The sequence below is a fragment of the uncultured Pluralibacter sp. genome, assembly GCF_913775985.1.
Classification (GTDB): domain Bacteria; phylum Pseudomonadota; class Gammaproteobacteria; order Enterobacterales; family Enterobacteriaceae; genus Pluralibacter.
In genome coordinates, this window is the sequence record NZ_CAJYMB010000050.1 from 1 (window position 1) to 10800 (window position 10800).

11 protein-coding genes and 1 pseudogene are annotated in these 10800 nt (G+C 59.9%); 4 read left to right on the forward strand and 8 right to left on the reverse strand.

Annotated features, from left to right (window positions below):
* From pqqF to QZ766_RS06105, 8 genes are all read right to left on the reverse strand, one after another.
* Positions 1-1539, reverse strand: a 1539-nt coding sequence (gene pqqF, locus QZ766_RS06070; RefSeq protein WP_297198776.1) for a pyrroloquinoline quinone biosynthesis protein PqqF, incomplete at its 3' end; no start/stop codon positions are given.
* The gene (gene pqqE / locus QZ766_RS06075) at positions 1539-2681 is read right to left on the reverse strand and encodes a pyrroloquinoline quinone biosynthesis protein PqqE (RefSeq protein ID WP_297198779.1); all 1143 of its coding nucleotides are present in this window, start codon (positions 2679-2681) and stop codon (positions 1539-1541) included. The genes pqqF and pqqE, both read right to left, overlap by 1 nt.
* Positions 2668-2946 carry a pyrroloquinoline quinone biosynthesis peptide chaperone PqqD gene (pqqD, locus tag QZ766_RS06080; protein ID WP_297198782.1) on the reverse strand — a complete coding sequence of 93 codons (279 nt, stop codon included), beginning with the start codon at positions 2944-2946 and terminating at the stop codon, positions 2668-2670. The genes pqqE and pqqD overlap by 14 nt, the downstream gene beginning before the upstream one ends.
* A 6-nt stretch (positions 2947-2952) precedes the next feature.
* Entirely contained in the window at positions 2953-3708 is a 756-nt protein-coding gene (gene pqqC, locus QZ766_RS06085) for a pyrroloquinoline-quinone synthase PqqC (RefSeq protein ID WP_297198786.1), read from the reverse strand.
* Positions 3705-4631 carry a pyrroloquinoline quinone biosynthesis protein PqqB gene (pqqB, locus tag QZ766_RS06090; protein WP_297198789.1) on the reverse strand — a complete coding sequence of 309 codons (927 nt, stop codon included), beginning with the start codon at positions 4629-4631 and terminating at the stop codon, positions 3705-3707. Before pqqB ends, pqqC begins: the two co-directional genes overlap by 4 nt.
* Before the next feature lie 56 nt (positions 4632-4687).
* Entirely contained in the window at positions 4688-4759 is a 72-nt protein-coding gene (pqqA, locus tag QZ766_RS06095) for a pyrroloquinoline quinone precursor peptide PqqA (RefSeq protein ID WP_010617686.1), read from the reverse strand.
* Positions 4760-4902: 143 nt separating this feature from the next.
* Positions 4903-5928, reverse strand: a complete 1026-nt coding sequence (locus QZ766_RS06100; protein WP_297198792.1) for a dipeptidase — start codon at positions 5926-5928, stop codon at positions 4903-4905.
* Positions 5909-7768: an ABC transporter ATP-binding protein gene (locus tag QZ766_RS06105; protein ID WP_297198795.1), complete on the reverse strand. Its 1860-nt coding sequence runs from the start codon at positions 7766-7768 to the stop codon at positions 5909-5911. Before QZ766_RS06105 ends, QZ766_RS06100 begins: the two co-directional genes overlap by 20 nt.
* Positions 7769-7927: 159 nt before the next feature.
* Between QZ766_RS06105 and glgS the strand changes: the two genes are divergently transcribed.
* The 4 genes and pseudogenes from glgS to QZ766_RS06125 form a co-directional block, all read left to right on the forward strand.
* Positions 7928-8131: a cell surface composition regulator GlgS gene (gene glgS / locus QZ766_RS06110; protein WP_297198820.1), complete on the forward strand. Its 204-nt coding sequence runs from the start codon at positions 7928-7930 to the stop codon at positions 8129-8131.
* Between the two features lie 181 nt (positions 8132-8312).
* Complete coding sequence (gene gap / locus QZ766_RS06115) at positions 8313-9314, forward strand: type I glyceraldehyde-3-phosphate dehydrogenase (RefSeq protein ID WP_297198798.1); 1002 nt, start codon at positions 8313-8315, stop codon at positions 9312-9314.
* A gap of 129 nt (positions 9315-9443) precedes the next feature.
* On the forward strand, positions 9444-10232 hold the full coding sequence (locus QZ766_RS06120) for an ABC transporter ATP-binding protein (RefSeq protein WP_297198801.1): 789 nt from the start codon (positions 9444-9446) through the stop codon (positions 10230-10232).
* Between the two features lie 18 nt (positions 10233-10250).
* Positions 10251-10800: pseudogene (locus QZ766_RS06125) on the forward strand (ABC transporter substrate-binding protein); the annotation flags it as partial.

Consider the following 10800-nt stretch of genomic DNA (forward strand, 5'->3'; position numbering starts at 1 on the left):
CCTGCGGCCCAGCATCAGTGCAGCATCCAGCGGCAGCGGCTGAAAAAAGGCCGGGCGCAGCAGCAACGCCGGCGGCGATCCGCCCGGCCCGACCGCCAGCAGCGGAAAGCGCGCATCGTCCGGCCCCGGCGCGGGTGCGTCATTGTCGCGGCTGTCCCGGGGATAGAAGTAGAACGCGGGCGTGCTGGCCGTGTTGCGTACGGCATTTCCGACCGCCTCTTCCTCATGCAGGGAACGCAGGTTTTTAACAGTGTTAACGGCGTGCGGCTGCAAATCATCACCGCTCTGCGCCGGTCCATCCACGGTGTGAAGCGTGAAGCCCTGGATGTGGCGAACAACAGCGCCGTCGAGGCGCGAGGTGGTCAGCAGGCGCAGCGGCCCGGCGCGCAGCAGGGACAAAATGACAGCGTCTGTATCAGGCGGTGCTTCCGGCGAGGCCAGATCCAGCGCCCGCGCGCGCAGCTGCGCCAGCGGGGGGCGACGGGCAAACTCCGCGGCGGCAAGGTTATAGTAATGCTCGCGCTGCGCGCTGCCGGTAGACTGCACCGCCCGCAGGTGCTGATAAAAATAATGCTCGATATCGCAGGCCTGGCGCGCGTTGATAGCGCCCGCACTAAACTTGAACAGCAGCCAGCCGCAGCCGCCCTCCCGCCACAGCCATTCAATATCAAGCTCTTCGCACAGCCGGGCATCGCGCAAATGTGCCAGCAGGCTCCCCGGCGCGTCATCGAGCCAGAAGCTGCGCAGCGCGTCCACGCTGGGGGCGAGCGTGTCGGCTTCACCCACCAGCGGGAGGGCTAGCCAGAAGCGGCCCTCGCCGGGAAGCACGAGCTGGCGCCAGCGCAGGCTCCCGGCGCGCGGCGGCGGATCCGGCAGGCGTGACTGTCCGCGCGTAAATCCTGCGCCGCACTCTTGCGCCATCTGCGCCAGCGCATCCAGCGAATGGGGCCCCTGCAGCCACAGCATACAGTTCTCCGCCGCGTAGTGGCGCTGGTGAAACTGCCTCAGAGCAGCGCGCAGTTCCGTGACGTTGTCACCAAAACCGGTTTTATTACCAACGCGAAAACGCTGAAATTTTCCCGCAGGCACCGCAAGATCCAGCAGCGCCGCCTCGCAGAGCGCCGGGGCGTGGATTTGCAGCAAGCGGTATTCGGCGTCTATTGCCGCGCACTCCCGGCGGATGTCGTCAGGTGCCAGCTCCGGTGCCGCCAGCATATCCCCGAGCCGGGCCGCCCCTTCTTCAAGCTCGCCAGCGGCGGTCTGAAAGAAAAACGCGCTGTCCCCCAGCCGGGTGCTGGCGTTTACCTGCCCGCCGCGGCGCTGGATCCACGGCATCAGACGCTCGCCGCCGCGAAAATGTGCGCTGTCGCAAAACAGCAGGTGCTCCAGCAGGTGCGCCAGCCCCGGCCAGCGGTCCGGCTCCTGCAGGCTGCCGGCGTTAACCTGCACCAGCGCCGCGGCCTGTGCGGCGTCGGGCTGATGAATGAGCCGACAGTGCAGGCCGTTGGCCAGCGTCAGCGTCAGCGCGCGAGTCTGCATCAGAGAATGCGCTGCTTGTAGATCAGCTGAGAGTTCACTCTGTTGCGAAACTGCAGCTGGGCAATGGTGATATCGCTGCAGCTGGCTTCCCGGCGCGCCTCGAGGATTTTATCGTGGTGCGGCGATTTACTGCATACCGGATCGGCATTGTCGGCGTTGCCGGTGAGCATAAAGGCCTGGCAGCGGCAGCCGCCGAAATCTTTCTCTTTCTCGCTGCACGAGCGGCACGGCTCCGGCATCCAGTCGAAGCCGCGGTAGCGGTTGAAACCGAAGGAGTTGTACCAGATGTCTTCCAGACGCTGCTCCAGCACCGAGGGAAATTCCACCGGCAGCTGGCGGGCGCTGTGGCACGGCAGCGCCGTGCCCTCCGGCGTGACGCTGAGGAAAATAGCGCCCCAGCCGCCCATGCAGCCTTTCGGCCGCTCTTCATAGTAATCCGGCGTGACGAACAGCAGATTAGTGAGGTTGCCGCTGGCCGCCATTTTCTGCCGGTAGTCTGCCACTACAGCCTCGGCGTGGCCAATCTGCTCCCGGGTGGGCAGCAGGCCCTGACGGTTGACGAAGGCCCAGCCGTAGAACTGGCAGGTGGCAAGCTCGACGTCGTCCGCTTCGAGGGCCAGGCACAGCTCGATGATGCGGTCAATCTGGTCGATGTTGTGGCGGTGCAGCACGAAGTTGAGCACCATCGGATAGCCGTGGGCTTTGACCGCTTTCGCCATCTCCAGCTTCTGCTGAAAGGCTTTTTTCGAGCCCGCCAGCGCGGCGTTGAGCGTTTCATCGCTGGCCTGAAAGCTTATCTGAATATGGTCGAGCCCGGCGTCGGCAAAGACGTCGAGCTTGCGGCGGGTCAGGCCGATGCCGGAGGTGATCAGGTTGGTGTAAAAACCCAGATCCCGGGCGGCTTTGATCAGCTCCGGGAGATCTTTGCGTGTCAGCGGCTCGCCGCCAGAGAAGCCGAGCTGCACGCTGCCCATGGTCCGCGCCTGGCGGAAAACCTCAATCCACTGATCGGTGGTCAGCTCCCGCTCCTGTTGCGCAAAATCAACGGGATTCGAGCAGTACGGGCACTGGAGCGGGCAGCGGTAAGTCAGCTCGGCCAGCAGCCACAGGGGCGGGTTAACGCCGGGTTTAGTTGGGTTCACGGCACAGGATCCATTTCTGTTCAACGGCCGCCAGCAGAAACTCTACGACATCCTGGTCAACGCCGCCGGCCTCCGGAAAGCGGGCATTAAGCTGGGCGATGATCGCCGCGGCATCGCGTTTACCATCCACCAGTTCAAGAATGGCGGCGGCGGTTTCATTCAGTTTGGCCATCCCTTCCGGATAGAGCACCACGTGGCTCTCCTGGGCGGGTTCCCACTGCAGGCGATAGCCGCGGCGAAATTGCGGAATTTGTGTTAGATCCATAGCGGGTTATACCAGTCTTGTGGTGTGCCAGGCCGCCGCGTCGGTGACCGTATGATAAGGCGGACGCTGCAGGCTGTAGGCCATTGTCATGGCGTCCAGCATTGTCCAGAGAATGTCGAGCTTAAACTGGAGGATCTCCAGCATGCGGTTCTGCTGTTCGGCGGTTTTAAAGGTTTCCAGCGCCAGTTCAAGCCCGTGCTCCACGTCGCGGCGGGCCTGGCTCAGGCGGCTGCGGAAGTAGAAGTAGCCCTCTTCTTTGATCCACGGATAGTGCTGTGGCCAGCTGTCGAGGCGCGACTGGTGGATTTGTGGCGCGAACAGCTCAGTCAGCGAGCTGCAGGCCGCCTCTTCCCAGCGGGCGCGGCGGGCAAAATTGACGTAGGCGTCAACGGCGAAGCGCACGCCAGGCAGTACCAGGCGTTCCGAGAGCAGCGCTTCGCGGCTGAGCCCCACCGCTTCGCCAAGCTGCAGCCAGGCCTCGATACCGCCTTCACCATCGCCGATGCCGTCGTGATCGAGGATGCGCTGCACCCATTTGCGGCGCACCGCCGGATCGGGACAGTTGGCCATGATCGCCGCGTCTTTCAGCGGGATGTTGGTCTGGTAGTAAAAGCGATTCGCGACCCAGCCGCGAATTTGCTCCGGCGTGGCGTCGCCGCTGTGCATCGCCACGTGATAAGGATGGTGAATATGGTAATAGTCGCCTTTGTCGCGCAGCGCCTGTTCAAAAGCGTCCGCACTCAGGGCCTCAGTAATGATCACTGGGATGCTCCTTGCAGGTGGATCTCCATCCCGTCTTCGCTTACCTCAATGCCCTCTCGGGTCAGCAGCTGCCGCTGCGGGGAGCGTTCGTCCAGGATAGGATTGGTATTGTTAATGTGGATCAGAATTTTGCGTTTCGCCGGCCGCGAGGCCAGCAGCGCGATAAGGCCTTTTGATTCAGCCAGCGCCAGGTGCCCCATCGCCCGGCCGGTGTTGCGGCCAACCCCGGCGGCCAGCAGTTCGTCGTCCTGCCACACTGTGCCGTCAATCAGCAGGCAATCTGCTTTGTGCAGCCAGGGTGAGATAACCGCATCCGGCTCGCCGAGTCCCGGCGCGTAGAGCAGGCTCTGGCCGCTGGCGCGGTTTTCAATGAACAGCGCTACGTTGTGCCCTGGCAGCGGTCGATCGCGAAACGGCGAGTACGGCGGCGCGTTGCTCTGAATAGGAATGGCGGTAAAGCTCAGGCTCGGGCAGATGTCAACGCTGAACGGTGCCAGCGGCTCTACCGGACGGTGCTGCAGCCCGCCATTCCAGTGGGTCAACATAGTAAATATGGGAAACCCGCTGGTAAGGTCGGCGTGAACCTCCGGCGTGCACCAGACCTGGTGCGGACAGCCCTCGCGCAGGCTGAGCAGGCCGGTAACGTGATCGATTTGGCTGTCGGTGAGAATAATGCTGCCGATGGCGGTGCCGCGCAAAACGCCCTTTTTGTTCAGCGCCGGCGTGCGGGCAATCTGCTGGCTGATATCCGGCGAGGCGTTACACAGCACCCAGTCAGTGCCGTTGTCGCTGACGATAATGGATGACTGGGTTCTGGCCTTGGCCTGCAGCGTGCCGCTGCGCAGGCCGCTGCAGTTGGCGCAGTTGCAGTTCCACTGCGGGAAGCCGCCGCCCGCGGCGGAACCCAGCACTTTAATAAACATGAGAAATTACCGGATGCGGAAATAAAAAATGCCCGCGCAAGCGGCGGGCAGGATGATTAACGGTTAGAGATATACAGGGTCACTTCCAGACCCAGACGCAGATCGACAAACTCAGGTTTTTTCCACATAAACTTCTCCTTTTTGACGCGGATGCAGAGTGAACTCTGCAAGATGATTTTATCCGGGAACAGATCCCGGCGTTACGGCATAGCGTATTGATGTTGCGGGAATGATGCGGTGAGATCAACACCACGCCGGGTAGGGTTTTAGGCTAATCGCGCAGGATTTGCCCGAGCACCCGCTGCCAGTTGCCCCAGCTTATTTTTTCCAGCAAACAGTGATCATAGCCAATCCGCTGCAAAATTGCGTAAATTTTCGCCAATCCGCTAACATCTTTCAGTTCGTCAGGCACGCTGACGCCGTCAAAATCCGATCCCAGCGCCACGTGATCGGGCCCGATAAAGTCAACCAGATAAGTAATATGCCGCACGAGGATCGCCAGCGGCGTATCCGTATCGCGGCTACCGTCCGGGCGCAGGAAGGCGTTGCCGAAATTAATACCGACCACGCCGCCGCTGTCGCGAATAGCCAGCAGCTGGCGATCGGTCAGGTTGCGCGGCTGGGGACACAGAGCGTGGACGCTGGAGTGGGTTGCCACCAGCGGCGCGTCGGAAAGGCGGGCGGTATCCCAGAAGGCTTTTTCGTTCATGTGCGACAGGTCGATCAGCATCCCGAGCCGGTTCGCGTCGGCGATGAGCGCTTTGCCTGCCGCCGTCAGGCCGGGTCCGCTGTCAGGAGAGCCGGGGAAACTGCCGGTTACGCCTTCGCCAAACGGATTGGACCGGTTCCAGAACGGGCCGATGCTGCGCACCCCGGCAGCGTGAAACGCGGCCAGGGCCTCGCCGCGGACGTCAAAGCCGCTGGCACCTTCGATGTGCGCCACCATCGCCAGCACGCCCTCTTCCCGACAGTCGGCAATGTCAGCTGCATTAAGGCACAGACGCGCGCGGCCGCCGGATCCTGCCACCAGCTGCCGGAGGATTGCCAGCTGCTGCCAGAGAATATCGATGGCCGACAGCCCTTCGCGCGCGCGGTCCGGCGCGTGCTTTTGCAGATAATCATCTGGCGGGACGAACAGCGCAAACAGCCCGCCGGCGAAGCCGCCCTGCTGCATCCGCGGATAGTCCAGATGCCCGTGGGGAATGCCGTTGAAAAAAGCGTCAACAGGCCGTTCCCGGTGGTGCAGCCACAGGTTGAGCAGCAGATCGTTATGCCCGTCAAAAGTCAGGTGCTGCATGACGCTGTTCCTCTTCGTCTCCGGGCCGTTCGTCCCGATTGTATTGTTCCCGCTGCAGCGTCAGCAGCGCATAATATTCCCCCACCAGCTGCTCCAGCTCGGCGGGAGTGCCCTGCTCGACAATTTTGCCGGCTTTCAGAACCGCCACCCGGGTGGCGTGTTTCACCACCCCGAGGCGGTGAGTGACGATTACGGCAGTTTTGCCCTGGGCGAGATTGTTAAACTGGGCGAACAGCTCTGCCTCCACCCGCGGATCGAGGGCGCTGGTGGGTTCGTCAAAGATAATCAGCTGACCGCCTGCGTAGAGTGCCCGGGCCAGCGCCAGGCGCTGCCACTGGCCGCCTGACAGCTCGGTGCCGTCATAGGCTTTATCCAGCTGGGTTTCGGGCTGAATCCCCGCTCCGGGCAGAAATTTGGCCCGCCTGCAGGCCTGGTAAAACGCCTCGTCGGCTTCAGCACTGTCGCTAAATGCAACGTTTTCCCGCACGGTCAGCGCGTAATGGCCAAAATCCTGAAAAATCGCGCTAAGCTGCTCGCGCCAGCGCTGAATATCAATGTCGGCGATATCTATACCGTTACAGGTTATGCGCCCGGAGGTGGGCGAATAAAGTCGGCACAGCAATTTGATCAGGGTACTTTTCCCGGCACCGTTCTCGCCTACCAGCGCCAGCCGGTCCCCTGCGCGAAGCCGCAGATTAATATTTTCCAGCACCGGTTCTCCAGTGTGATAGGCAAAACTGACATTTTCAAAGCGAATTTCCTGAATATCTGGTGCGGTAGCGATCCTGAATGTTTTTATTTGCCCGGCAGCGGCAGTCTCGAGTGCTTGCAAGCGCGCAACAAACTCAAGACATTCGCCTGCGCTGGCAAGCGCATAAATAATTCCCTGACAGGAAACATTAAAGATGGCGATAGATTGCAGGGTCCCCAGCAAACCGCCCACCGATACGCTACCGGCCGCCAGATGCTTTACAAACCACAATATTGCCGCCAGCACGCAGCCGAGATAAAGCAAGTTCCACAGCAGCGGTCCCGCCAGCGCCCGGCGGCGAACCTGATTCAGCTCCTGCTCCAGCGCATGCGTCGACGCGGCATGTTTGGCTTTAAAAAAGGGCGACAGATTAAACAGGCGGATCTCTTTGAGAAGCTTTACGTCGAGCAGCGCGGAGACAAAGTAGTTCACCTTGCGGATATGAATCCCGTTATTAAATAACTTATTAAACAGCAGCATATTGGCGCGAGCTACCGACCGGGTCATTGGCAGCATTGGCAGCAGAAACGCCAGCGGCAGCCACCAGACTACCGAGAAGAGCACCAGCGCAAGGCCAAGGGCGGTTAACGCGCTGCGAAAAATAGTGACCAGCCCCACCAGAAGATTGAGCGGCTGGTATCCCGCCTGCTGTGAAAGCATCTCCAGATTGTTATGAATATCCGCAGACTCCATATATTTCAGATCGTCAATTTCGCACGCTGCATTGATGATTTTTTGCTGCGTAAGCCAGGTCGAGCGCGTATTGAGGATGTTCTGCAGCACATTTACCACCGGGGTTAACATTGCCGGTGCCACCAGCGTTATTCCCCACAGCAGGGCCAGAAATACCAGCCCGGTATCGGTTTTCTCAGCAATACCGTCCACCAGATACATGCCAATGGCGACATTCGCGGTGGGCAGCAGGCCCTGCAGGATAATTAACGCCAGAAACAGAATGGATAATTTAGGCGTTGCCCGCAGCAGCAGCAAAATAGCAGACGGCAGCAGTAAAAGTTTATTTTGCATATTAACCCGGGCGTTCATGATGATAATAAGCTCCCGATCTGAATATCCTTTGGCGTAGAGCACTATCCCTTCCGGAACAGCCAAAAGACGCAGGAATTGCGCACATTATGCACAGCGAAAAGGCCCGTTCAGGCAAATACTGAATGTTATCTACTCTACAACTGAAGTATGACGACGGGTAAAGAGCATATGACCTTAACTGACGCTATACAACCGGAGGATATGCTGATGGACAACAATATCTATTCAGTGAAGAATTTTGATTTTCTGGCGCGCACCTTTGCCATCATGCAGGTAGAAGGCCATCCGGTAGACTTGGATGCCATTACCGGCAATATGGACGAAGAGCACCGCTGCTGGTTTTGCGAACGTTACGCCTACTATTGTGAAAAAGAGAGTCTGGAGCAAGAGCCCCTGATGCGCTAGCGAATACCGCAGCGCTAATTGCCGGGCGGGAACATTGCCCGGCACTCCCCCCACCGCTGTCGATAATCCATTACTGTTCAATTAACGCCCGGTTTCGCCAATAACTTTAGTTGCCCTTCATGCCAAACTCGTTTAATTCTTAAACAGACGATTTATTGACCTGCCCATAAGGAGCACGACGATGAGTAAGATTGGCATTAACGGTTTTGGCCGCATCGGCCGCCTGGTTTTGCGCCGCCTGCTGGAAGTGAAGAGTTCGACAGACGTGGTCGCCATCAACGATCTGACATCCCCGAAAGTGCTGGCCTATTTGCTGAAGTACGACAGCAACTACGGGCCATTTCCCTGGACGGTGGATTTCACCGACGACGCGCTGATTGTCGACGGCAAAAAAATTGCGGTGTACGCCGAGAAAGACGCGAAGAACATTCCCTGGGCGGCAGCGGGCGCGGAAACCGTGGTCGAGTGTACCGGGTTTTACACCTCGGCGGAAAAATCCCAGGCCCACCTCGACGCGGGGGCGAAAAAGGTGCTGATTTCCGCGCCGGCGGGCGAGATGAAAACTATCGTCTACAGCGTCAACGACGATACGCTGGATGCGGGCGACACTATCATTTCCGTCGCCTCCTGCACCACCAACTGCCTGGCGCCGATGGCGAAGGCGCTTAACGACGCCTTTGAAATAAAAGTCGGCACCATGACTACCGTTCACGCCTATACCGGCACCCAGGCCCTGGTGGACGGCCCGCGCGGCAAGGATTTACGCGCCTCCCGGGCGGCGGTGGAAAATATCATTCCCCACACTACCGGCGCGGCGAAAGCCATCGGCCTGGTGATCCCGGCGCTGAACGGCAAGCTGAAAGGGCACGCCCAGCGCGTGCCGGTGAAAACCGGATCCGTGACCGAGCTGGTGTCGATCCTAGGTAAGGCGGTAACCGCTGAGGAAGTGAATGCTGCAGTCAAAAAAGCCGCCGACGGCAGCCACTCTTTTGGCTATACCGAAGATGAGATTGTTTCCGGCGACATTGTCGGCAGCCATTATGGATCGGTATTTGACGCTACCCAGACCGAAGTTACCGCAGTGGGCGATCTGCAGCTGGTGAAAACCGTCTCCTGGTACGATAACGAATACGGCTTCGTAACCCAGCTGGTGCGGGTGCTGGAAAAATACATCACGCTGTAGAGACAGATTTACGCCACACATCATGCCCGGCAACACGCCGGGCTTTTTTACGATCGCAGCCGGTTCCCCTTCTCGCGCCCATCGTTAATTGTTATATTATAACAATTATTAATCCCCGTTTTGAATCCAATGATTAACAGCAGCCTGGACAGCATTCTCAGCGTCAATATTCCCTCATTGTGCCGCGGCGGCGCGCGGGTGCTGGCGGATATTCATTTTACCCTCGGGCGCGGCGAGCGCCTGGCAGTGGTTGGGCCAAACGGCAGCGGCAAAACCAGCCTGCTGGCCGCCATAACCCGGCAGCTTAAGCCCGCATCAGGCGACATTTGCCTGCTGGGCACCCCGATATCCGCGCTGAGTGCCGCTCAGCGCGCGCGCCACATTGCCGTGCTGGGGCAAAACGAGGCGCCCGATCCACGCCTGACGCTGGAGGATTACGTCGCCCTCGGCCGCCTTCCCCACCTTTCTGCGATGTCCCCGCGCGAGCACCGCGCGGTGGTGCTCCGGTCGCTAACGGAAACGGGGCTTTACAGCTTCAGGCACCGCACTCTGGGCGCGCTGTCCGGCGGCGAACGCCAGCGGGCGGCGCTGGCCCGGGTCTTTGCCCAGACGCCGGATCTGCTGCTGCTGGATGAGCCCACCAACCATCTCGATCCCGCCGGGCGGGCCGAGCTGCTGGCGCAGGTTAAAAGTAAGGGCATCGCTACCGTGGCAGTGCTTCACGATCTGCCGCTGGCCGAGGCGTTCGCAGAGCGGATGCTGGTGCTGTGCCAGGGACGCCAGATCGTCTGGGATGTGCCGGAAAAAGCGCTCGCCGCTGAATACCTCTATCCGGTATTCGGCCTGACCAGCGTCACCGTTGCCCATCCGAATACCGGAAAGACGCTGCGCATTTACGAAACACCCTGTTTAGCCTGAACATAATCGAGATAAATCATGCATAAACTCCTCATTGGCCTGACGGCGCTGGCCGCAGGTGCGGCGGCGAGTGCCGCGGATTTTCCCGTCACCGTCGACAGCTGCGGCACGCCGGTTACCTTCACGGAGGCGCCGAAGCGCGCGGTGATCAACGATTTAAATATGTCCGAAATGGCCTTTGCCCTGCATTTGCAGGATCGGATCGTCGGCCTGACCGGGATTTCCGGCTGGTACAAAATGACGCCGGAATTTAAACAGGCGATGGGCCGCATTCCCGAACTGGCGCCGAAATATCCCTCGCTTGAAACGCTGCTGGCAGCAAACCCGGATTTCTTTTTCGCCGGCTGGAATTACGGCATGAAAGTGGGCGGAGACGTCACGCCGTCAAGCCTCGCCCGCTACGGCGTGAAAACATTGGTGCTGAGCGAGAGCTGCGCCATTGCCGGTAAAACAAGGAAAAAAGCCAGCATGGACCTGCTTTACAGCGACGAGCTGACGCTGGGCAAGATTTTCGGTAAACGCCAGCAGGCGCAGGCGCTGGTGGACGGCTGGAAACAGCGCCTGCGGG

Excerpts from the sequence above, each read along its gene's own strand:
- glgS (WP_297198820.1), top strand. The coding sequence starts at position 7,928 with ATGCTGATGGACAACAATATCTATTCAGTGAAGAATTTTGATTTTCTG.
- gap (WP_297198798.1), top strand. The coding sequence starts at position 8,313 with ATGAGTAAGATTGGCATTAACGGTTTTGGCCGCATCGGCCGCCTGGTT.
- QZ766_RS06100 (WP_297198792.1), bottom strand. The coding sequence starts at position 5,928 with ATGCAGCACCTGACTTTTGACGGGCATAACGATCTGCTGCTCAACCTG.
- pqqD (WP_297198782.1), bottom strand. The coding sequence starts at position 2,946 with ATGGATCTAACACAAATTCCGCAATTTCGCCGCGGCTATCGCCTGCAG.
- QZ766_RS06120 (WP_297198801.1), top strand. The coding sequence starts at position 9,444 with ATGATTAACAGCAGCCTGGACAGCATTCTCAGCGTCAATATTCCCTCA.
- pqqB (WP_297198789.1), bottom strand. The coding sequence starts at position 4,631 with ATGTTTATTAAAGTGCTGGGTTCCGCCGCGGGCGGCGGCTTCCCGCAG.